The organism is Streptomyces sp. AM 4-1-1, from assembly GCF_029167625.1.
Lineage (GTDB): Bacteria > Actinomycetota > Actinomycetes > Streptomycetales > Streptomycetaceae > Streptomyces.
The window spans coordinates 1,437,408-1,459,663 of sequence record NZ_CP119145.1; the positions used below are offsets into that span (position 1 = coordinate 1,437,408).

General features: G+C 72.4%; 21 protein-coding genes and 1 riboswitch. Of the genes, 8 read left to right on the forward strand and 13 right to left on the reverse strand.

The window, feature by feature from the left end:
- Window positions 1-3: 3 nt before the first annotated feature.
- Window positions 4-1,524, forward strand: a complete 1,521-nt coding sequence (locus PZB75_RS05945) for an NAD(P)/FAD-dependent oxidoreductase (RefSeq protein ID WP_275534234.1) — start codon at window positions 4-6, stop codon at window positions 1,522-1,524.
- A 39-nt stretch (window positions 1,525-1,563) separates the two neighbouring features.
- Here PZB75_RS05945 and PZB75_RS05950 read toward each other — a convergent pair whose 3' ends face one another.
- From PZB75_RS05950 to PZB75_RS05975, 6 genes are all read right to left on the reverse strand, one after another.
- A complete protein-coding gene (locus PZB75_RS05950; RefSeq protein WP_275534235.1) occupies window positions 1,564-2,544 on the reverse strand; it encodes a hypothetical protein in 981 nt (326 codons plus the stop codon).
- 52 nt (window positions 2,545-2,596) lie between these two features.
- Window positions 2,597-3,514, reverse strand: coding sequence for a methylenetetrahydrofolate reductase [NAD(P)H] (gene metF / locus PZB75_RS05955; protein WP_275534236.1), 918 nt, complete (start codon window positions 3,512-3,514; stop codon window positions 2,597-2,599).
- 311 nt (window positions 3,515-3,825) lie between these two features.
- A complete protein-coding gene (thiE, locus tag PZB75_RS05960) occupies window positions 3,826-4,482 on the reverse strand; it encodes a thiamine phosphate synthase (RefSeq protein WP_275534237.1) in 657 nt (218 codons plus the stop codon).
- 75 nt (window positions 4,483-4,557) lie between these two features.
- Complete coding sequence (locus tag PZB75_RS05965) at window positions 4,558-4,923, reverse strand: Rv2175c family DNA-binding protein (RefSeq protein WP_275534238.1); 366 nt, start codon at window positions 4,921-4,923, stop codon at window positions 4,558-4,560.
- Window positions 4,924-5,227: 304 nt separating this feature from the next.
- The gene (locus tag PZB75_RS05970) at window positions 5,228-6,493 is read right to left on the reverse strand and encodes an FAD-dependent oxidoreductase (protein WP_275534239.1); all 1,266 of its coding nucleotides are present in this window, start codon (window positions 6,491-6,493) and stop codon (window positions 5,228-5,230) included.
- Between the two features lie 28 nt (window positions 6,494-6,521).
- Window positions 6,522-6,863 (reverse strand): hypothetical protein, encoded by a 342-nt coding sequence (locus PZB75_RS05975; protein ID WP_275534240.1) that lies wholly within the window; start codon window positions 6,861-6,863, stop codon window positions 6,522-6,524.
- 51 nt (window positions 6,864-6,914) lie between these two features.
- Window positions 6,915-7,027, forward strand: a riboswitch (TPP riboswitch).
- On the opposite strand from PZB75_RS05975, the gene thiO reads away from it, so the two are divergent.
- From thiO to PZB75_RS06000, 5 genes are all read left to right on the forward strand, one after another.
- A complete protein-coding gene (thiO, locus tag PZB75_RS05980; RefSeq protein WP_275534241.1) occupies window positions 7,025-8,305 on the forward strand; it encodes a glycine oxidase ThiO in 1,281 nt (426 codons plus the stop codon). It overlaps the preceding riboswitch by 3 nt.
- A complete protein-coding gene (thiS, locus tag PZB75_RS05985; protein ID WP_275534242.1) occupies window positions 8,302-8,508 on the forward strand; it encodes a sulfur carrier protein ThiS in 207 nt (68 codons plus the stop codon). Before thiO ends, thiS begins: the two co-directional genes overlap by 4 nt.
- 2 nt (window positions 8,509-8,510) lie before the next feature.
- Window positions 8,511-9,320, forward strand: a complete 810-nt coding sequence (locus PZB75_RS05990) for a thiazole synthase (RefSeq protein WP_275534243.1) — start codon at window positions 8,511-8,513, stop codon at window positions 9,318-9,320.
- Window positions 9,321-9,526: 206 nt separating this feature from the next.
- Entirely contained in the window at window positions 9,527-11,452 is a 1,926-nt protein-coding gene (gene pknB, locus PZB75_RS05995; protein WP_275534244.1) for a Stk1 family PASTA domain-containing Ser/Thr kinase, read from the forward strand.
- 5 nt (window positions 11,453-11,457) lie between these two features.
- On the forward strand, window positions 11,458-12,324 hold the full coding sequence (locus PZB75_RS06000; RefSeq protein WP_275538607.1) for a deoxyribonuclease IV: 867 nt from the start codon (window positions 11,458-11,460) through the stop codon (window positions 12,322-12,324).
- 77 nt (window positions 12,325-12,401) lie between these two features.
- Here PZB75_RS06000 and PZB75_RS06005 read toward each other — a convergent pair whose 3' ends face one another.
- Window positions 12,402-13,034: a sulfite oxidase-like oxidoreductase gene (locus PZB75_RS06005; protein ID WP_275534245.1), complete on the reverse strand. Its 633-nt coding sequence runs from the start codon at window positions 13,032-13,034 to the stop codon at window positions 12,402-12,404.
- Between the two features lie 154 nt (window positions 13,035-13,188).
- Between PZB75_RS06005 and bfr the strand changes: the two genes are divergently transcribed.
- Window positions 13,189-13,668, forward strand: a complete 480-nt coding sequence (gene bfr, locus PZB75_RS06010; protein ID WP_275534246.1) for a bacterioferritin — start codon at window positions 13,189-13,191, stop codon at window positions 13,666-13,668.
- A gap of 125 nt (window positions 13,669-13,793) precedes the next feature.
- Here bfr and PZB75_RS06015 read toward each other — a convergent pair whose 3' ends face one another.
- Window positions 13,794-14,078: a (2Fe-2S)-binding protein gene (locus tag PZB75_RS06015; protein WP_275534247.1), complete on the reverse strand. Its 285-nt coding sequence runs from the start codon at window positions 14,076-14,078 to the stop codon at window positions 13,794-13,796.
- Between the two features lie 148 nt (window positions 14,079-14,226).
- The gene (locus PZB75_RS06020) at window positions 14,227-15,573 is read right to left on the reverse strand and encodes a 3-deoxy-7-phosphoheptulonate synthase class II (protein WP_275538608.1); all 1,347 of its coding nucleotides are present in this window, start codon (window positions 15,571-15,573) and stop codon (window positions 14,227-14,229) included.
- 255 nt (window positions 15,574-15,828) lie between these two features.
- On the opposite strand from PZB75_RS06020, the gene PZB75_RS06025 reads away from it, so the two are divergent.
- Window positions 15,829-17,730 (forward strand): anthranilate synthase family protein, encoded by a 1,902-nt coding sequence (locus tag PZB75_RS06025; RefSeq protein WP_275534248.1) that lies wholly within the window; start codon window positions 15,829-15,831, stop codon window positions 17,728-17,730.
- A 66-nt stretch (window positions 17,731-17,796) separates the two neighbouring features.
- Here the strand turns inward: PZB75_RS06025 and PZB75_RS06030 are convergent, their stop codons facing one another.
- From PZB75_RS06030 to PZB75_RS06045, 4 genes are all read right to left on the reverse strand, one after another.
- On the reverse strand, window positions 17,797-18,801 hold the full coding sequence (locus tag PZB75_RS06030; protein ID WP_275534249.1) for a 2-hydroxyacid dehydrogenase: 1,005 nt from the start codon (window positions 18,799-18,801) through the stop codon (window positions 17,797-17,799).
- Window positions 18,802-18,883: 82 nt separating this feature from the next.
- Window positions 18,884-19,912 carry a 6-phosphofructokinase gene (locus PZB75_RS06035; protein WP_275534250.1) on the reverse strand — a complete coding sequence of 343 codons (1,029 nt, stop codon included), beginning with the start codon at window positions 19,910-19,912 and terminating at the stop codon, window positions 18,884-18,886.
- A gap of 144 nt (window positions 19,913-20,056) precedes the next feature.
- Window positions 20,057-20,701, reverse strand: coding sequence for a response regulator transcription factor (locus PZB75_RS06040; protein WP_275538609.1), 645 nt, complete (start codon window positions 20,699-20,701; stop codon window positions 20,057-20,059).
- Window positions 20,702-20,931: 230 nt separating this feature from the next.
- Window positions 20,932-22,155 (reverse strand): DUF5931 domain-containing protein, encoded by a 1,224-nt coding sequence (locus PZB75_RS06045; RefSeq protein ID WP_275534251.1) that lies wholly within the window; start codon window positions 22,153-22,155, stop codon window positions 20,932-20,934.
- Between the last annotated feature and the right edge of the window lie 101 nt (window positions 22,156-22,256).

Below are 22,256 nucleotides of genomic sequence, written 5' to 3' on the forward strand. Positions count from 1 at the left end.
GACATGGCACGAATTGCGGTGATCGGCGCCGGGGCGGGCGCCATGGCGGCGGCCGCCCGGCTCGCCGTGGCGGGGCACCGGGTGACGGTGTACGAGCGGTCGGGGACGTACGGCGGCTCGGTCGGCCGGTACGCCCACGACGGCTTCACCTTCGACACGGGGCCCGGACTGCTGCGGCTGCCCGCGGTCTGGCGCGATCTCTTCGTGAAGACGGGCAAGGAGCCGCTGGAGCGGTGCGTCACGCTGACCCAGGTCGATCCGGCGAGCCGTCACCTCTTCACGGACGGCACGTCGGTCACCCTGCCGAACGCCTCTCGGGCCGGGGTGACCGCCGCGCTGGACACCGCGCTCGGGGAAGGCGCGGGGGCACGCTGGGGCGCGTTCCTGGACCGGGCCCGCGGCGCCTGGGACCGTTCGCGACGGCCGCTGCTGGAGGAGCCGTTGCCGCCCGACCCTCGGACGCTGGCCCACGATCCGTATCCGGCGCTCCGGCGGCGCCGGCTGCTGCGCGGCGCCCGGCGGGCGGGCACGGTGGCGGAGATCGGGGCCTGGGAGCTGGCGGACCCGAGGCTGGCCGCGCTCCTCGACGGATACGCCCTCGCGTACGGGCTCGACCCGCGGCGCGCGCCCGCGAGCGCCGCGCTGCTGCCGTACCTGGAGGAGACGTTCGGCAGCTGGTACGTCATGGGCGGGATGCGGGCGCTGGCGCGGGCGGTGTACGAGCGGTGCCTGGCCCGCCGGGTGGAGTTCGTGTTCGACGCGGAGGTGGTCCGGATCGTCGAGAAGGACGGCAGGGCCACGGGCGTCGAGCTGGCGTCCGGGACGGTCGCCGAGGCCGATCACGTGGTGCTGGGCGCACAGCCGCGCGCGGACCTGACGTTTGGTCAGGAGCTCTGGTCCGGCGGAGCGGTGACGCCGCAGCCGCGTCCGGGCGGCGGCGCCGTGCCGGGAAGGTTCATGGTCCTGCTGTCGCTGCGCGGAGGGCGGCACCCCGACTCCGCGCACCGGACGGTGGTGCACGGCGCGGACGGCGCGGCCGAGCGCGAGGCGGTGTTCGGCGGCCGGGTCGCCGACCGTCCCACGGTGACGGTGCTGCGCCCCGACGATCCGTCGACCCGCCCCGACGAGGCGCACGAGGCCGTCACCCTCGTCGCGACGGTCGCCCCGCACGACGGCCGGGTCGACTGGGCGGACCCGGAGCTGCGCGCGCGCTACGCGGAGGTGCTGATCGACGTGGCGTCCGCGGCCGTGCCCGGACTGCGGGAGCGAATACTGCACCGGGAGGTGCGGACCCCGGTCGAGACCGCGGCGGACACCGGAGCCGTGGGCGGTTCGGTGCCCGCACCCGCGCTGGCCGGGGCCGCGGGCGCCTATCTGCACGCGGGCAACCGCACGGGGCTGCCGGGGCTGTATCTGGCGGGCGGCTGGTCGCACCCGGGCGGCGGACTCGCGCACGCCGGGATGTCGGGGGCGCTCGTCGCCGGCCTGATCGTGGAGGGGGACGGCTTCCGCGGCTCACGGTGAGCCGGGAGCCTGGGCACCCGGTCGCGCCCGGCCCGGCTCTCAGTAGCGGAAGTTCTGTCCGTCGTAGTCGTTCGGGTACGGGTTCCGGTCGGCCGTCGGCGCGTGCGGCGGCAGCGGAACGTGCGGGGGCTGCTCGTTCTCCCGCTGCTGCGGCACCCAGACTCCGCCGGGCGGGGTGTCGGAGCCGTACTCCTGCGCGTAGGGGTCGGCCGCGTAGGGCTGCTGACCGGGGTGACCGTCGTGGTTCTGGTACGCCCCTGTGCCGTACTCCGGGCCGTACGGCCCGCTCGCGGCCGTCGTACCGGTTCCGATGTACGGATCGGAGTACGCGGGGTAGCGCTGCTGGTCCGTGCCGTAGTCGTACTGCCCGGCGTACGGGTCCTGGTCCGCCGGGGGCCGGCCGGTGTACGGGTCGTGGGCTGCGTACTGGGGCTGCGGCGCCCCGTGCCGCGGGTACCGGTCGCCGTCGTCCTGGCCGGCGGCCGGTCCGGTGCCGCCGGCGTAGACCCCGTACTGCCCGGTCTCGTCCGGCAGCGGCTGCGACTCGTAGAACGAGAAGTCCGGGATCGCGGAGGCCGCGGAGGGCGCCGGATTCGTCGAATCCGCCGGGTTCGTCACAGTCACGGACGGCGCCGGATTCGCCGGGCCGGAGGGCGGACCGGACGGCGGGGCGGGCTGCTCGTACGTCAGGTCCGACACCTCCAGTGTGGGCTTCCGGGTCGCGGCCCGGTTGCCCCCCGCCCGGCGGCGACGGCTCTCGCCCGGCTTCCCGCCGATCGCCCAACCGGTGGAGAAGCCACGTCTGAAGGAGAGCGTCACATACGTCTGACCGGTCGCGAAGGCGATCGCGCCGACGGCGATCACCAGCACGGACGGAATCAGGGCACCGATGACCACGCCGACGAAGCCCGAGAAGGCGAGCAGTCGCCAGCGCAACCGCGCCTTGTACTGAAGCAGCACCTCACCCAACAGCCACAGCGCGACGATGCCGAACGCGATGTAGAGGACCGTCCAGCCCATGCCCGCCCCCACTCCTACGGCTGCCGCCGCGGATGATGGCGGGCACAGCCGGTCACAACTGCTTGTGCAGTCCGAGATTCTCGTAGATCTCGAGTGTCGCCGTCGAGTTGTTGAGCGTGATGAAGTGCAATCCGGGCACGCCTTCGGAGAGCAACCTCGCGCAGAACTTCGTTGCGAACTCGATACCGATGGAGCGTACAGCGGCCGGGTCGTCCTTGGACGCGAGGATGCGCTCTCTCAGCGAAGAAGGGAAGGAAGCATTGCTCAGTTGCCCGAATCGTTCCAGCTGTCTGGCGCTGGTCACCGGCATTACCTCGGGAATGATCGGAGTTTCGCAACCGGCCGCGACCACTCGGTCACGCATACGCAGATACTCGTCCGGGTTGAAGAACATCTGAGTGATCGCATAATCGGCCCCGGCGCGGCACTTGTCGACGAAATACCGCGCGTCGGTCTCCCAGTCCGTCGAACGCGGGTGCATTTCGGTGAAGGCGGCGACACCGACGCAGAAATCGCCGGACTCCTTGATGAGGCGGACCAGGTCTGCCGCGTACCGCACACCCTGGGGGTGCTCGATCCACTCGCCCATCGGGTCGCCGGGCGGGTCTCCCCGCACCGCGAGGATGTTGCGGATTCCCGCGTCGGCGTACTGCCCGATCATGTTGCGCAGTTCGGCGACGGAGTGGTCGACCGCCGTGAGGTGGGCGACCGGGGTGAGGGTGGAGTCGGCAGCGATCTGCTGGGTGGCCTTGACCGTGCCGTCGCGGGTGGAGCCACCGGCTCCGTAGGTGACGGACACGAAACTCGGCCTCACCGCCTCGACACGGCGCAGCGCGTTCCAGAGGTTGCGCTCGCCCTTCTCGGTCTTGGGCGCCCAGAACTCGAACGAGTACGAGGTTTTGCCGGTCGCCAGCAGATCACGCACGGTACGGGCGCGATCGTTCCAGGTAGAAGGTGTGCCAAGGGCCATGCTGGCAGATTAACCAGGGTCGAACGGCCCCTGCGGCAAGCCCTTGTAAATTGTCCGAATTACACAGGTTGTTGTCCACCCTTCGGACAGCCGTGGACACTTGAGGCACCCGGGAAGGGACAACCGGGGGCTGCCACGGTCACTCCCCGTCCTCGTGACCGGCCTCGGAGCGGCCGGTCACCCGCCCCTGGAAGGGGCTCCCACCGCGTCCGGGACGACGCCGTTCCCCGGCCACGCGCCGGCCGCGGGTCAGGCGGGCACGTGACGGCACGGGCGGGCACGGGCGTCGACGGGCGGTCAGGGGCGGAGGCTCATACGTCCCGTGCCCTGATTCGCTCCGCCAGACCCGCGGCGGCCGAGGCGGGGTCGTCGGCCTCGGTGACGGCCCGCACCACGACGATCCGGCGCGCGCCCGCGTCCAGCACCTCGTCCAGATTGCCCGCGTCGATCCCGCCGATGGCGAACCACGGGCGTGGCCGGCCGAGCGAGGCCGCGTGTCGCACCAGGCCGAGGCCGGGGGCGTGCCGTCCGGGTTTGGTCGGGGTGGGCCAGCAGGGCCCGGTGCAGAAGTAGTCGACGCCCGGCTGGGCCATGGCAGCGTCGACCTCCGACTCGGCGTGGGTGGAGCGGCCGATGAGCACGCCGTCGCCGAGGACGGCGCGGGCGGCGGGCACCGGCAGGTCGCCCTGTCCCAGGTGCAGCACGTCGGAACCTATGGCGTGCGCCACATCGGCCCGGTCGTTCACGGCGAGGAGCTTGCCGTGGCGGCGGCAGGCGTCGGCGAACACCGCCAGGTGGTCCAGCTCCTCGGCCGCCTCCATGCCCTTGTCGCGCAGCTGGACGATGTCCACCCCGGACGAGAGCACGGCGTCGAGGAACGCGGGGAGGTCGCCCTGCCGCTTGCGGGCGTCCGTGCACAGATAGAGCCGGGCGTCGGACAGTAGCGCGCGAGGCGTGGACGTGGACATGGAGCGGTCCCCCCGTCGGTACGGCGGGGGCCGGGCCGCGCACGGCGGCCCGTACCCCGCGTGTGGTGGTCTCGGTCAGACGGCGAGCGCCTGGGCGCGACGCTTCACCTCCGTGCCGCGATTCTCGCTCAGCGCCTGGGCCGGGCTGCCGGGCAGGGTGGGGTCGGGGGTGAAGAGCCATTCCAGCATCTCCACGTCGGTGTAGCCGTCGTCCCTCAGGAGGGTCAGGGTCCCCGCGAGGCCCTTCACCACCTTGGTGCCGTCGATGAAGGCGGCGGGCACCTGGAGCGCCCGGTTCTCCCCACGTCGTACGGCGATGAGCTGGCCCTCCTTGACCAGCTGCCGTACACGCGTCACCTCGACATCGAGCATTTCCGCGATGTCGGGCAGGTGGAGCCAGGCGGGGACGAGAGCATCGATCCTTGCGTCAATCTCGGTCACGGGGACAAGCGTGCCATCCCGGACCGACAGTGGGTAGCCGGGCCGCCCGGACGGAGGTCCCCACCGGGGTGTACGGCCCCCTCGACCGCGGCCCGGCTCCCCGCGCCGCCGGGCCTCCCGCGACCGGTTCCGGAGTCCGTACCGCTCGGCCTTCCGAGCCGGCCCGCGCCTGCCGCTCGCCTTTCCGGAGCCGGCCCGTTCCTGCCCCCGTACCGCTCGCCCTTCCGGAACCGGCCCGCGCCTGCCGCTCGCCCTCCCGGAACCGGCCCGTTCCTGCCCCGTACCGCCCGTCCTCCCGGAGCCGTCAGGGCGCGTCGGTCCTGGTGGACTTCAGCGGCACGGAGGGGTCGGCGACCCGTACCGGATCGACCCGCGCCGCCGCCTCGACCAGCTTGCGGCCCTGCGCCAGATCGCGCGGGCGGCCGACCGCGAGGACCGCGACCAGCATCCCGTCGCGCAGCCAGCACACCGTCCAGGAGGGGTCCGCCGGGTCGCCGCGCCACAGCAGGGTGTCGGCGGCCGCGTGGTGGCCCGCGTACTGGACGAAGCAGCCGAACTGCTCGGACCAGAAGTACGGCACCGGGTCGTACGGCACGGGCGGCTCGCCCGCCTCGGCGCCGATGATGTTCGCGGCGACGGTCCTCGGGCCCTGGAGGGCGTTGTCCCAGTGGTGGACCAGCAGGCGTTCGCCGTAGCGGGCGGAGGGGAAGGAGGCGCAGTCCCCGACGGCGTACACATCGGCCACCGAGGCGCGCAGGGCGCTGTCGGCGGTCACCGAACCGTCCGGGCCGAGCCGGATGCCGGACCCGGCGAGCGGGCCGGTGGCGGGCCTGGCGCCGATCCCGACGACGACGGCGTCGGCCGCGATCACCCGGCCGTCCGCACCGGACGCGTCCCCGGCGAGGACGACCGCGCCCGGTTCGACGCGCGCCACCCGGGCGAGCGTGAGCAGTTCCGCGCCGCTCTCCGCGTACCAGGCGGCCATCGGGGCGGCGACCTCGGCCGGCATGGTGCCCGCGAGCGGCCGGTCGGCGGCCTCGACGACGGTGACCCGGCAGCCCGCCGCGCGGGCCGCCGTGGTGAACTCCGCGCCGATCCAGCCCGCGCCGACGACCACGACCGGGCGCCGCTCGTCGAGCACCGGCCGCAGCCGGGTCGCGTCGTCGAGGGTGCGCAGCAGATGGACGCCGGGGGCGTCCCCGGAGCCGGGGAGCGTGACGGGTTCGGCCCCGGTGGCGACGACCAGGACGTCGTACGGGACGGTCCCGGCGGCGGTGTCCACCTCGTGCGCCGAGGGACGCACACCGGTCACCTCCAGCCCCAGCCGCAGTTCGATGTCCAGCGCCGCGAAGTCGATGTCGAAGGCGGAGTGCTCGGCGGTTCCGAGCAGCACGGCCTTGGAGAGCGGGGGCCTGTCGTACGGCGGGTGGGGTTCGGCGCCGATGAGGGTGACCGAGCCGGTGAAGCCCTGCTCACGCAGGGCGACCGCGGTCCGGACGCCCGCCATGCCCGCCCCGACGACGACCACTCGGCGGCGGCTCTCTGTCTGCTGTTCGGTCTGCTCGCTCACCCGTCCACCCTAAACACCTGACGTGGCGTCAGAGACCGAGCTGTTCCACCACGCTCGTCCCGCCGCCCTCCCGCGACTCCCACTCCCACCGCTCGTCCAGCCGCACCCGTCCGTCGGCGAGCTCGACGACGGTGGAGACGCAGTGCCCGGAGGAGGTGGCCCCGTCCTGGGTGAGCTGGACGTAGCGGAAGTCCAGGGTGTCGGCGGTACGGGTGCCGACGAGATGGCCGCGGACCACGTCACCGCCCGCGTACTCGGCCCAGATCCGCCCCGCTTCCTCGTGGTAGGCGAACCGGGTGCGGGTGGAGACCTGGCCGGGGGCCTGGTCGGCGACCGGCGAGAGGACGAGTCCGTCGAGCGAGCGGGCCATGGCTGCGGCTCCCTTACTGCGCGTCAGGGCCAAGGTTTATGGTGGCCAACGTAAGGCACTCGCGGGAGCCCGGACGCACCGGGCTGAGAGGGGGGCTGGGCGGCCTCCGACCGTACGAACCTGATCCGGGTCATGCCGGCGAAGGGAGGGGCTGGACGCCCATGCGTTCTTCCGAGACCACAGGTGCTCGCGGGGATGGCCCCGGGCCCGGTGAAGAGACCGGGGGGCCGGGCCAGGACCGGTCCGGGCGGGGCCCCGCGCGGGGCCCGTGGTCCTCCGCCGGTTCCGACGTCCTCGTCATCGGGGGCGGGATCATCGGCCTGGTCACCGCCTGGCGGGCCGCGCAGCACGGGCTGCGTACCGCCGTCGCCGATCCAGGACCGGGCGGCGGGGCCGCGCGGGTCGCGGCCGGAATGCTCGCCGCCGTCACCGAACTCCACTACGGGGAGGAACTGCTGCTCGGCCTCAACGTCGCCTCGGCCGCGCGCTATCCCGCGTTCGCGGCCGAGCTGACGGAGGCGAGCGGCCAGGACATCGGCTTCCGCGCCTGCGGCACGCTGGCCGTCGCGCTGGACTCGGACGACCGGGCGCAGTTGCGGGAGCTGCACGAGCTCCAGCGCCGCTGCGGACTGGATTCCGACTGGCTCACCGGGCGTGAGTGCCGTCGGCTGGAGCCGATGCTCGCGCCGGGCGTGCGCGGGGGCCTGCGCGTCGACGGCGACCACCAGGTCGATCCCCGGCGGCTGGCCGCCGCGCTGCTGACGGCGTGCGAGCGGGCCGGGGTCCGCTTCCACCGGGAGCGGGTGGCACGGCTCTCGGTGGTACGGGACCGGGCGGTCGGCGCCGTGCTCGCGGGCGGCGCCCGGCTCACCGCCGACCAGGTGGTGCTCGCGGCGGGCAGTCTCAGCGGACGGCTCGCCGGACTGCCCGGCGGGGTGGTGCCCCCGGTCCGCCCGGTGAAGGGGCAGGTGCTGCGGCTGACCGTGCCGCCCGCGTACGCCCCGTTCCTCAGCCGGACCGTCCGGGCCGTGGTGCGCGGCGGCCACATCTATCTCGTGCCCCGGGAGAACGGCGAACTCGTGGTGGGCGCCACCAGTGAGGAGCTGGGCTGGGACACCACGGTCACGGCGGGCGGGGTGTACGAGCTGCTGCGCGACGCGCACGAACTGGTGCCCGGCATCACCGAGCTGCCGCTCACCGAGACCCGGGCCGGTCTGCGCCCCGCCTCCCCCGACAACGCCCCGCTGCTGGGCCCCACCGCCCTGCCGGGCCTGCTGCTCGCCACCGGGCACCATCGCAACGGGGTGCTGCTGACCCCCGTCACGGGCGACGCCCTGGCGCGGGCCCTGACCACCGGTGAGCTGCCCGAGGTGGCCCGCCCCTTCGCCCCCGGCCGCTTCCCGTCCGCGGCCGTCCCCGTATCCCAGGAGCAGCCCGTATGACCATGTCCGTCTCCGTGAACGGAGAACCCCGCGCCATCGCCCCCGGCACCACGCTGGACGTCCTGGTCGCGACGCTGAGCGCCGCGCCCTCGGGGATCGCCGCCGCCGTCAACGAGTCCGTCGTCCCGCGCGGCCGGTGGGCCCGTACGGCGCTCGCCGACGGCGACCGGGTCGAGGTACTGACCGCGGTCCAGGGAGGCTGACCGTGTCCGACGATCTGTTCGCGCTGGGGGACGCCACCTTCTCGTCCCGGCTGATCATGGGGACCGGCGGGGTGCCCAGCCTCGATGTGCTCGAACGCTCGCTGGTGGCCTCCGGCACCGAGCTGACCACCGTCGCGATGCGGCGGCTCGACCCGGGGGTGGCCGGCTCGGTGCTCTCGGTGCTGGAACGGCTCGGCATCCGGGTCCTGCCGAACACCGCGGGCTGTTTCACGGCGGGCGAGGCCGTGCTGACCGCCCGGCTGGCCCGGGAGGCGCTGGGCACCGACTGGGTGAAGCTGGAGGTGGTGGCCGACGAGCGGACCCTGCTGCCCGATCCGATCGAGCTGCTGGACGCGGCGGAGACCCTGGTCGACGACGGGTTCACGGTGCTGCCGTACACCAGCGACGATCCGGTGCTCGCCCGGAAGCTGGAGGACGTGGGATGTGCGGCCATCATGCCGCTGGGCTCCCCCATCGGCTCCGGGCTCGGCATCCGCAACCCGCACAACTTCCAGCTGATCACCGAGCGGGCCGGGGTGCCGGTGATCCTCGACGCGGGCGCCGGGACGGCGTCGGACGCGGCGCTCGCGATGGAGCTGGGGTGCGCGGCGGTGATGCTCGCGTCGGCGGTGACCCGGGCCCGCGAACCCGAGCTGATGGCCGCGGCGATGCGGCACGCGGTGGACGGTGGCAGGCTGGCGCACCGCGCGGGCCGCATCCCGCGCCGCCACTTCGCGCTGGCCTCGTCACCGGACGAGGGCGTGGCGGTCCTGGACCCGGAGCGCCCGGCCTTCCGGGCCGTCGCACCGTAGTGCCGGACCTTCCGGGCCGTCGCACCCTGATGCCGTGATGCCGTGACCGGCGGTGTCCGCCCGGGGGGACGTCGTCCGGTGCGTCCGGTCGAGAGGCGGCCGGAGGTCCTGGGTGGCGGAGCGTCTGTCACGGCCCGGCCGCGGTACGGACCCGGCTCGGCCCCGGGCGGCGGGCCGGGGCCGTCGCTGCTCGTAGACTCGCCTGCGTGGATACGACCCTCCAGGACCCTCTTGTCGGGCAGGTGCTCGACGGCCGCTACCGCGTCGACGCCCGCATCGCCGTCGGCGGGATGGCCACGGTCTACCGGGCCTTGGACACCCGTCTCGACCGGGTGCTCGCCCTCAAGGTGATGCACCCGGCGCTCGCGGCCGACGTCTCGTTCGTCGAGCGCTTCATCCGCGAGGCCAAGTCGGTGGCCCGGCTGGCGCATCCCAACGTGGTCGCCGTCTTCGACCAGGGGGCGCAGGGCGCGTACGTCTATCTGGCGATGGAGTACGTCTCGGGATGCACCCTGCGTGACGTCCTGCGGGAGCGGGGCGCGCTGCGGCCCCGGGCCGCGCTGGACATCCTGGAACCGGTCCTCGCCGCGCTGGGGGCGGCCCACCGGGCGGGGTTCGTGCACCGCGACATGAAGCCGGAGAACGTCCTGATAGGGGACGACGGCCGGGTGAAGGTCGCCGACTTCGGTCTCGTACGGGCGGTGGGTTCCGTCACCGCCACCACGGGCTCGGTGCTGGGCACCGTCTCGTACCTCGCCCCCGAGCAGATCGAGCACGGCACGGCCGACACCCGTGCCGATGTGTACGCCTGCGGTGTGGTCCTGCACGAGATGCTGACGGGCGCCAAGCCGCACACCGGTGGCACCCCGGCCCAGGTGATCTACCAGCACCTCAACGAGGACGTGCCCGCCCCGTCCGCCGCAGTCCCCGGGCTCGCGGCCGAGCTGGACGACCTGGTGGCGGTGGCCGCGGCCCGTGATCCCGAGGTCCGCCCGCACGACGCGGTCGCGCTGCTCGCCCTCGTGCTGGAGGCGCGCGCCGCGCTCACCGAGGAGGAGCTGGACGCCGTGCCCCCGCAGGCGCTCGCCGAGGAGCGTGACGGGGCCGACGACCGTACGAGTGTGATTCCCCGGGCGCTCGCGTCCGGGGCGGACGTCTCCGACCGCACCAGCCGTCTGGAGACCCCTCCACCGCTGTCCCCGCCGCCCGCCCGGAGCGAGCGGTGGACGCCGTTCGGCGGCACGCCGAGGCGGGGTGTGCTCGCCGCCGTGGTGGCGGTGCTGCTGGTCCTGGGCGTCGGAGGCGGGATCTGGTACATCAACTCCGGACAGTTCACCCGGGTGCCCGCCCTCCTCGGGCAGAGCGAGAAGGCCGCCGGGAAGCGCCTCTCCGACACCGGTCTCGATCTCGGCCGGGTCGACCGCGCCTACAGCGACACCGTCGAGCGCGGCACGGTCATCAGCAGCGACCCGAAGGCCGGCGAACGAATCCGGGGCAACGGCTCGGTGTCGCTCGTCGTCTCGCGCGGCCCCGAGATCGTGGCGGTGCCCGATGTGCGGGGCAGCACGCTCGCCGACGCCCGGCGGGCGCTGACGAAGCGAGGGCTGGCGCCCGGCATGGTGACCACGGAGTTCAGCGAGAGCGCCGCCCGGGGCGAGGTGATCCGCACCGACCCCGCCGGGGGCGCCGAGCGGCACCCCGACTCGGCGGTCGCGCTGGTCGTCAGCAAGGGCAGTCCGATCGACGTCCCGGACGTCACCGGCCGGTCGGCCGAGGACGCCACCGCCGAGCTGACCGAGCTGGGCCTCAAGGTCCGGATCGCGCCGGACCGGATCGACTCCGCCGAGGAGAACGGCGACATCGCCCGCCAGTCGCCGGCCAAGGGCTCCCGGGCGGCCGAGGGGGACACCGTCACCCTCACCGTCTCCAAGGGGCCCCGGATGATCGAGGTGCCCGACGTCGTCGGGAAGGACGCCGACAAGGCGCGGAGCGCGCTGGAGGACGCGGGCTTCGAGGTCAAGGTCGACCGTCCGTTGATCTCCTTCAGCGACACCGTCGCCAGCCAGTCCGTCGACGGCGGCGACCGGGCCCCCCAGGGCAGCAGGATCACCATCAGGATCAAGGGGCTCTGAGCACGCTGAGCAGGACGCGCAACCCGGTCGGCGGCCATGTGCCGGTCGTCGGCGGTCTCGCCAGGACCGGCCTCGCATACGCCCGCGGGATGGGCGCGGAGGCCGTCCAGGTCTTCGTCGCCAACCCGCGCGGCTGGGCGACCCCCGCCGGGAACCCGGCCCAGGACGAGCTGTTCCGGGCGGAGTGCGCCGCCGGGTCGGTCCCGGCGTACGTCCACGCCCCGTACCTGATCAACTTCGGCTCGTACACCGAGGCCACCGTCGAGAGGTCCGTGGACTCGCTGCGGCACTCGCTGCGCCGGGCCCGCGCGATCGGCGCGCTGGGCGTGGTCGTGCACACCGGCTCGGCGACCGGCGGCCGGCCGCGCGCGGAGGCCCTGGCGCGGGTACGCGCCCACATGCTGCCGCTGCTGGACGAGCTGACCCGGGACGACGACCCGTATCTGCTGCTGGAGTCCACCGCCGGGCAGGGCTCCTCGCTCTGCTCCCGGACCTGGGACTTCGGCCCGTACTTCGAGGCGCTGGACGCGCACCCGAGGCTGGGCGTCTGCCTGGACACCTGTCACATTTACGCGGCGGGCCACGACCTCACCGGCCCCACGGGCATGCGGCAGACCCTCGATCTGCTGGTGGAGACGGTCGGCGAGGGACGGCTGCAGCTGATCCACGCCAATGACTCCAAGGACGTGGTCGGAGCGCACAAGGACCGGCACGAGAACATCGGCTCGGGTCACATCGGCGAGGAGCCGTTCCGGGAGCTGTTCACCCACCCGGCGACCGAGGGCGTGCCGCTGATCATCGAGACGCCGGGCGGCAAGGACGGGCACGCGGCGGACGTGGCACGGCTGAAGGCACTGCGCGGACGCGGCTGACGCACGCCCGGGAGGGTCCGCGCGCCGTCCGTGACCGCGCGTCCGGGCCCGTCCCCGGGCCCTCTCCCCGGCCCGGGTCAGAGTTCGGGGCCGTCCCCCGGCCGTTCCTGGTAGGAGTAGCGCTGCTCGCTCCACGGGTCGCCGATGTTGTGATAGCCGCGCTCCTCCCAGAAGCCGCGGCGGTCGGCGGTCATGTATTCGACGCCACGGACCCATTTGGGGCCCTTCCAGGCGTACAGATGCGGTACGACGAGCCGCAGCGGGAAACCGTGCTCGGCGGTCAGCAGCTCACCGCCCTTATGGGTCGCGAAGAGCGTCCGCTCCGACGTGAAGTCCGCCAGACGCAGATTGGAGCTGAATCCGTATTCGGCCCACACCATCACATGGGTGACGTCCGGAGCGGGCGGTGCGAGTTCCGTCACCGTACGTGCGAGAACCCCGCCCCATTCGGCGCCGAGCATGCTGAATTTGGTCACGCAGTGCAGATCGGCGACTACCGAGGAGAACGGCAGTCCGGAAAACTCCTCGTGATTCCAGCAGTGTTTCTCGCCGTCCGCGGTGGCCCCGAAGACGCGGAATTCCCAGCGGTCCGGCTTGAACTTCGGAACGGGCCCGTAGTGGGTGACCGGCCAGCCGCGCTGCAGTCGCTGTCCCGGCGGAAGCCCGGACTGCTCCGACTCGCGGTATTCCCGGCTTTCCGGCTGACCCATGCCTCCATGGTGACAGACCGGCAGGGGTGGTGATGACCGGGGCGTATCCGATCGGGGGCAACTCCCACTAAGCCTGCACTTACTGGACGATCAAGAGGGGCGGTGCGAGGATGCGCCCACATGCCCAGTTCACCGCTTGGAAGGAGCGTCCGCGATGCAGGGCGACCCCGAGGTCATTGAGTTCCTGAACGAGCAGCTGACCGCCGAATTGACTGCCATCAATCAGTACTTCCTGCACGCGAAGATGCAGGAGAACTTCGGCTGGACGAAGCTCGCGAAGTACACCCGGGCCGAGTCGTTCGACGAGATGAAGCACGCGGAGATCCTGACGGACCGGATTCTCTTCCTGGACGGCCTGCCGAACTACCAGCGGCTCTTTCACGTGCGGGTCGGTCAGACGGTCACCGAGATGTTCCAGGCCGACCGCCAGGTCGAGGCGGAGGCCATCGACCGGCTGCGGCGGGGCATCGAGGTGATGCGCGGCAAGGGCGACATCACGTCCGCCAACATCTTCGAGTCCATCCTCGCGGACGAGGAACACCACATCGACTATCTGGACACCCAGCTGGAGCTGGTCGAGAAGCTCGGTGAGGCGCTCTACATCGCCCAGCTGATCGAGCAGCCGGACAGCTGATCCGGATCGGCGTCCCGTCCGGGCCGACGGCCGATCGCTCCCCCGGGCGCTCGGACCGGTGCTCGGGCGGACGTCCGGACCACTGACCGGACCGGACATTCGGAGCGGACATTCGGACCGGGCGTTCAGGCCGCGTCGGAGAGCCTGATCTCCGCGGGCAGTGTGTCGGCCACCACCGACGGTACGGCGAGGTCGGCCGTGACCCCCTGCTGCCGCTGGTCGAGGAGTTCGCGGCGCGGGCACCCGCCGCGCCCGAGCAGGGCCTGGATCGTGCGGACACAGCCGCCGCAGTCCGTGCCCGCCTTGCAGGCGGAGGCGATCTGGCGGGGCGTACAGGCCCCGGCGTCCGCATGCTGTCTCACCTGCTGCTCCGTGACGCCGAAACATGAGCAGACGTACACGCGGTTCACCTCCCGGACGGGATCGGTCGTGGCGCCGCCCCGATCTGTTCGGTGAGGCTAACCTAACCTTACCCGGCGTGCCCAGTGGGCAGAAGCCCCGGAACGCCGTGTGGGGCACGGATCACACAGATCCGTGCCCCACACCCCGTCCAGCGGGTCACTGGTCGCGGTACATCTCCGCGACCAGGAAGGCCAGGTCGAGCGACTGGCTGCGGTTGAGCCGCGGGTCGCAGGCCGTCTCGTAGCGCTGGTGCAGATCGTCCACGAAGATCTCGTGGCCGCCGCCGACGCACTCGGTCACGTCGTCACCGGTCAGCTCGACGTGGATGCCGCCCGGGTGGGTCCCCAGACCCTTGTGCACCTCGAAGAAGCCCTTGACCTCGTCGAGGACGTCGTCGAAGCGGCGGGTCTTGTGGCCGGAGGCCGCCTCGAAGGTGTTGCCGTGCATCGGGTCCGTCACCCAGGCCACGGTGGCACCGGACGCGGTGACCTTCTCGACCAGCTCGGGGAGCTTGTCGCGGACCTTGTCGGCGCCCATGCGCACGATGAACGTCAGCCGGCCGGGCTCGCGCTCGGGGTCCAGCCGGTCGATGTAGGTGAGCGCCTCGTCGACGGAGGTCGTCGGGCCGAGCTTGATGCCGATCGGGTTACGGATCTTCGAGGCGAACTCGATGTGCGCGCCGTCCAGTTGACGGGTGCGCTCACCGATCCAGACCATGTGGCCCGAGGTGTCGTACAGCTGCCCGGTCCGCGAGTCGGTGCGGGTCAGCGCGGTCTCGTAGTCCAGCAGCAGCGCCTCGTGCGAGGCGTAGAACTCGACCGCCTTGAACTCGGCCGGGTCCGTACCGCACGCCTTCATGAAGTTCAGCGCGTTGTCGATCTCCCGGGCCAGTGCCTCGTAACGCTGCCCGGACGGGGACGACTTCACGAAGTCCTGGTTCCAGGCGTGGACCTGGCGCAGGTCGGCGTACCCGCCGACGGTGAACGCGCGCACCAGGTTCAGCGTCGAGGCGGACGCGTGGTACATCTGCTTCAGCCGCTCGGGGTCCGGAATCCGCTCGGCCTCCGTGAAGGCGAAACCGTTGACGGAGTCACCGCGGTAGGTCGGCAGCGTCACCCCGTCACGGGTCTCGGTCGGCTTGGAGCGCGGCTTGGAGTACTGGCCCGCGATCCGGCCCACCTTGACGACCGGCACGGAGGCCGCGTACGTCAGTACGGCGCTCATCTGGAGCAGCGTCTTCAGCTTGGCCCGGATGTGCTCGGCGGACACCGCGTCGAATGCCTCGGCGCAGTCACCGCCCTGCAGCAGGAACGCCTCGCCCTTGGCGACGGCTCCCAGGCGGTTGCGCAGCTGGTCGCACTCACCGGCGAAGACGAGCGGAGGATACGAGTCGAGGTCCGCGACTACATCGCGCAGCGCCTCGGAGTCGGGGTACTCGGGCTGCTGCGCCGCGGGAAGGTCTCGCCAGGTGTTCTCACCGGCGACGGAGGTGTTGGCGTTCACGGTCACCTCGACAACCTTACGGGGTCTCGCAACGCGTCCATCCATACGCTCAACAGATGAGACGACCGCTCGAATGACGGCCGGAAATCCGCTAGGGTGCCGTGCATGTTCGCGCAGACGACTCAGAACTGGTGGTGGACCGCTCATCCGGCGGCCCACTGACTCATCGCGCGCGACAGACCACGCGAAGGCCGCCCGAGGGGCGGCCTTCTCCGCGTTCCGGGGGCCGTTCCTCTCTCCGGAAGGAACATCGCCATGCCCGTCCACCTCGTCGAGAGACTCCTCCGCGACGACTGCCCGCCCTTCGCGCTGCTGCGCCGCCGCACCCCGGGCCATGACCAGGACACCGTCGAGGTGCTGATCGGCCCGGTGCGGGAGGCCGGCCGGCTCGCCGACATCCCGGTCGGTGAGCGTCCCTCGCTCGCCCTGGTGCCGTTCCGGCAGATCGCCGAGCGCGGCTTCGACGTACGGGACGACGGCACCCCGCTGGCCGTGCTGGTCGCCGACGAGACGTACGAACTGCCCCTCGACGAGGTGCTGGACCGGCTGCCCGCCCATGAGGTGCGGGTCGAGGGCGGCGCCTTCGACGTCGGTGACGAGGAGTACGCGGACATCGTCGGACGGGTCGTCGAGGACGAGATCGGGCGGGGCGAGGGGGCCAACTTCGTGATCCGGCGCACCTTCCGGGGCGAGATCCCGGGGTTCGGCCGGGCGGACGCGCTGGCGCTGTTCCGTCGGCTGCTGGCCGGTGAGCGGGGCGCGTACTGGACGTTCGTCGTGCACACGGGCGACCGGGTGCTGGTCGGGGCCAGTCCCGAGGTCCATGTGCGGATGTCGGGCGGGACGGTGGTGATGAATCCGATCAGCGGGACGTACCGCTACCCGGCCGACGGGCCGACCGCCGAGGGGCTGCTGGCCTTCCTCGGCGACCGCAAGGAGACCGAGGAACTCTCCATGGTGGTCGACGAGGAACTGAAGATGATGTGCGCGGTCGGCGACATGGGCGGTGTGGTGATCGGGCCCCGGCTCAAGGAGATGGCCCATCTCGCGCACACCGAGTACGAGTTGCGCGGGCGTTCCACCCGGGACGTGCGGGAGGTGCTGCGGGAGACGATGTTCGCGGCGACGGTCACCGGCTCCCCGGTGCAGAACGCCTGCCGGGTGATCGAGCGGTACGAGCGGGGCGGGCGCGGTTACTACGCCGGCGCCCTCGCCCTGCTGCGGCGGGAGCCGGACGGGACGGCGTCCCTGGACTCGCCCATCCTGATCCGTACCGCCGACATCTCCGCCGACGGCCGGCTGCGGGTGCCGGTCGGCGCGACGCTGGTGCGGCACTCGGACCCGGCCGGCGAGGTCGCCGAGACCCATGCCAAGGCGGCCGGGGTGCTGGCGGCGCTGGGGGTGCGGCCGGGGCGGCCCCGGGACGAGGCGGCGCGGCCCCGGCTGACCGGCGATCCCCGGGTACGGGCGGCGCTGGACGCCAGGCGCGACGGGCTCGCGCCGTTCTGGCTGCGGATGCAGGATCTGCCCGCCGGTCGCGCGGGCCGGGCCGGGTCCGCCCTGGTGATCGACGGGGAGGACACCTTCACCGCGATGCTGGCGCATCTGCTGCGCGCGTCCGGCCTGGAGGTGGCGGTACGGCGTTTCGACGAGCCGGGGCTGCGGGAGGCCGCCCTGTCGCACCAGGGGCCGGTGGTGCTCGGTCCCGGACCGGGGAACCCCGGCGACCACGCCGATCCGAAGATGCGGCTGCTGCGCGGACTGACCGCCGAGCTGGTCCGCGAGCACCGGCACGGACTGCTGGGGATCTGCCTCGGCCATGAGCTGATCGCGGCGGAGCTGGGGCTGGAGATCGTACGGAAGACCGTGCCGTACCAGGGGGCGCAGACCCGGATCGATCTCTTCGGGCGTCCGGAGACGGTCGGTTTCTACAACAGCTTCACGGCGCGCTGCGACGAGGAGGCGGTGGGCGAGCTGGCCGCGCACGGCATCGGGGCGAGCCGGGACCGGACGACCGGAGAACTGCACGCGCTGCGCGGGGACGGGTTCGCCTCGGTGCAGTTCCACCCGGAGTCGGTGCTCACGCTGCGCGGGGTGGCGATCGTGGAGGAGCTGCTGGCGGGACTGACGGCGGGACTCCCGAGGCTGACGGGCTGACGGCGGGGCGGGCGGAGGCGGGGCGGGAGCGGGGCGGGGCCCGGGAGTGCCGGGTCCCGCCCCCGGTCAGCGGGCCGGCGGGGCGGGGACCAGGACGTTCTCGGTGCGGCGGCCGGCCAGGTGGTCGGCGACGTTCCGCACGGTCGCGTCGATGATCTGGCCCACGGCGTCGCGGGTGTAGTACGCCTGGTGCGAGGTGACGATGACGTTCGGGAAGGTGACGAGCCGCGCCAGGGTGTCGTCGTCGATGCCCTCGATGGACTTGTCGAGGAAGAAGAGCCCGGCCTCGGCCTCGTACACGTCGAGTCCGACGCCGGTGAACCGGCCCCGGCGCAACTCGGTGACCAGGGCCTCGGTGTCGACGAGCCCGCCGCGGCTGGAGTTGACCAGGATCGCGTCGTCCTTCATCGAGGCCAGCTGGGCGGCCCCGATGAGGTGGTGGGTCGACGGCAGCAGGGGGACGTGCAGGCTGACCAGGTCGGAATCGGCGAGGAGCTGTTCCTTGTCGACGTAGGTCATGCCGAGGGCGGTGCAGGCGGGATTCTCGGTGACGTCCCAGCCCAGCAGGTTCATCCCGAATCCGTGGGCGATCCGGGTGAATGCCTCGCCGATCTTCCCGGTGCCGACCACACCGACCGTCAGACCGTGCATGTCCCGGCCGAGCAGTCCGTCGAGCCGGAAGTCGAAGTCGCGGGTGCGGCTCGCGGCGCGGATGATCCGGCGGTTGACGGCCATCGCCAGGGTCCAGGCGAACTCGGCCACGGAGTACGGGGAGTAGGAGGAGACCCGTGCGACCCGCAGGCCGAGGCGTTCGGCGACGTCGAGGTCGATGTTGTTGAAGCCGGTGGAACGCTGGGCGATCAGCTGCGTGCCGCCCGCGGCGAGGGTCTGGAGGACCGGGCCGCCGAGGTCGGCGTTGACGCTGGTGGAGATGATCTCGTAACCCGCTGCGATGGGCGCGGTGTCCCTGGTCAGGAAGACATCGAGGCAGCGGACGTCGTGATGTCCGGCGAACGCCTTCTCGATGAGCGGCTTCTCGTCGGACTGCACGCCGAATGCCAGGATTTCCACGCGAACTCCAGAGGTGAGGGGGGGGGTGACGGGGCGGGGGCCCGGACATCGCGAATATACGGGCCCCGCCCCGGGGCCGCGCTCAGCCGAAGAAGACACCCGCCTCCGCGTAGAGCGCCGGATCGACCGTCTTGAGCCGGGCGGTGGCCTCGGCGATCGGCACCCGTACGATGTCCGTACCGCGCAGGGCGACCATGACACCGAAGTCCCCGTCCCGGACGGCCTCGATGGCGTGCAGTCCGAACCGGGTGGCCAGCCAGCGGTCGAAGGCGCTGGGGGTGCCGCCGCGCTGGACGTGACCGAGGACGGTGGTTCTCGCCTCGTTCCCCGTGCGGCTCTCGATCTCCTTGGCCAGCCACTCGCCGACGCCGGAGAGCCGGACATGGCCGAACGCGTCGTGTGTGGCGTCCTTGAGGACCAGCTCGCCGTCGGCGGGCACGGCCCCTTCCGCGACCACCACGATCGGCGCGTAGCTCGCCCGGAAGCGGGAGTCGACCCACGCGCAGACCTGCTCGACGTCGAAGCGCTGCTCGGGGATGAGGATGACGTTCGCACCGCCCGCCAGGCCGGAGTGGAGCGCGATCCAGCCCGCGTGCCGCCCCATGACCTCGACGACGAGGACCCGCATATGGGATTCGGCGGTGGTGTGGAGGCGGTCGATGGCCTCGGTGGCGATGGAGACGGCCGTGTCGAAGCCGAAGGTGTAGTCGGTGCCGGAGAGATCGTTGTCGATGGTCTTGGGGACACCGACGCAGTTGACGCCGTGCTCGCCGGACAGCACCGCCGCCACCCCGAGGGTGTCCTCGCCGCCGATCGCGACGAGCGCGTCGACGCCGTGCGCGGCGAGACCGTCCTGAATCCTGCGCACCCCGTCCTCGGCCCGCAGCGGATTGGTGCGCGAGGAACCGAGGATGGTGCCGCCGCGCGGCAGGATGCCGTGCACGGCGGGGACGGAGAGCGGGACGGTGATGCCCTCCAGCGCCCCGCGCCAGCCGTCCCGGAAGCCGATGAAGTCGTACCCGTACTCCTGCGTGCCCTTGCGGACGATGGCGCGGATGACCGCGTTGAGACCCGGGCAGTCGCCGCCGCCGGTCAGAACTCCGACCCGCATGGAAGCATCCCTTCGTCGAAGTGAGCTCACTGCGACCACGCTAAAGGTGACCCAGGTCACTCCGTGATGGGTCGGACGGTCAATTTCGTGGTGAACGGGGGCGGTTGAGGGGCCTCGGGGGCGGTAGGGGGCGGCCGGCCGGGCTCAGGCGTCGTCGAGGCCGCGCTCGATGGCGTACCGCACCAGCTCCACCCTGTTGTGCAACTGGAGCTTGCCCAGGGTGTTCTGGACGTGGTTCTGGACGGTGCGGTGCGAGATGACCAGCCGCTCGGCGATCTGCTTGTACGACAGTCCCTTGGCGACCAGGCGCAGCACCTCGGTCTCGCGATCGGTGAGCTGCGGGGCCTTCGGTTCGTCGGACGCCACGGGTACGGGTTCGGACGCGAGCCTGCGGTACTCGCCGAGGACCAGTCCCGCGAGCCCGGGGGTGAAGACCGGATCGCCGGCGGCGGTGGAGCGCACCGCCTCGGTCAGCTCCCGCGTACTGGCCGACTTCAGCAGATAGCCGGTGGCGCCGGACTTGACCGCCTCCAGCACATCGGCGTGCTCGCCGCTGGCGGAGAGGACCAGGACCCGCAGCCCGGGGTGCGAGCCGACCAGCTCCTTGCAGACCTGGACGCCGGGCATTCCCGGCAGATTGAGGTCGAGGACGAGGACGTCCGGGGAGACGGCCCTGGCCCGGCGCACGGCCTGCGGCCCGTCGCCCGCGGTCGCGACGACCTCGAAGCCGGACTCGGTGAGATCGCGGGCGACCGCGTCGCGCCACATCGGGTGGTCGTCGACCACCATCACCCTGATCGTCCGCTCCCCGTCCCCCGGAACCCGCCGCGAACCCGGTGCCTGCTCCGTCTGCCGCGCCCCCTGTGCCCGCGCCTGGGATGCCTGCTCGGCCTGCTGCCGCGCCCCTTGCGCCGGCGACGCCTGCTGCGACCGCTGTGTCTGCGCTGTCTGCGCTGTCTGCGCTGTCTGCGCTGTCTGCGCTGTCTGCGCTGTCTGCGACCGCTGTGCCTGTTCCGCGCTCATCGTGTCGAACCCGCCTTACCCCGTGAGACCTTCGGTACCTTCAACTCCACCTCGGTGCCCTGACCCGGGACCGAGATCAGCTCCGCCGTGCCACCCAGATCACGGAGCCGGCCGCGGATCGACTGGGCGACCCCGAGCCGCCCCTCCCCCTCGGCCTGCGCGAGCCGTCCCTCCGGGATGCCCGGACCGTCGTCCCGGACCGTCACGATCACCTCGTCCGGTTCGTCCTCGACCAAGATCCAGGTCCGGGCGTCCGGGCCCGCGTGCACCCGGACATTGTCCAGGGCCGCGCCGACGGCCGCGGCCAGCTCCCGCGCCGCCTCGGGCGCGAGCAGCACCGGGGTGCCCGGCTCCGCGAAGCTGATCCGGGCACCGGCGTGCGGGGCGAGCAGTGTCCGTACATCGCGGACGGCCGGTCCGTCCGGCTCGTCGTCGGTCTCGACGGTACGGACCACCGCGCCGTCGGCGGAGTCCTCGGAGGCCCGGGTGGGCGGCACCAGTCCGCTGGAGACCAGGGTGCGCAGGGCGATCTCCTGCTCGCCCGCCATCCGGCCCAGCTCGGCGGCCTCCCCGCCCAGGGCGGTGCCCCGGCGCTGCACCATCGCCAGGACCTGGAGCACGCTGTCGTGGATGTCCCGGGCCAGCCGTTCGCGTTCGCGGGTGGCCGCCTCGATCTCCAGGGCGCGGGCCAGGGTGCGTTCACTGGCGCGGGCGACCTCGACGACGTACCCGATGGCGATGGAGGCGACCCAGACCAGCAGGACGTTGTGGAAGGTGTCCCGGCTGGGTTCGCCGCGTTCGACGATGTTGGCGGCGGCCACGAAGGTCGAGGCGAAGGCCGCCCACCGCCAGCCGCCCTTGATCGCGAACGCGAGCACCGACCCCGCGGTCCAGATGGACGGCAGGGTCGGTCCGTCCATGTGCTGGGCGTCGAAGTCGGCGAGCGGGGTGAGGAGTATGCCGGCGAGCGCCACGGTGAGGTCGGCGCCGAGGAAGCGCTTGGTGCAGCTCGCCGCGTTGGCGACCCTCGGGAGGGTGACGACCGTCCACACGCCGATGAAGGTGAGCGTGACGACGGCCACCCACGGACGCTCGTACTTCTCCCGGCCGAAGACGGCGAGCAGCACGGCGTAGATCACGGTCAGGATTCGGTACCCGGTCAGCGCACGCCACAAGGGCTGCTCGACCGACATCCGTACGACCCGCTCGCGCTTGACCATTCCCCCGCTCCCCTGTCCCACTGCCCACCGCCCTGCGGCGCTCCCGTTCCCCCAGTCCGGCCGGCCGTCGGCGCTCCCGCTCCTGCCGCCGGTCCTGCCGT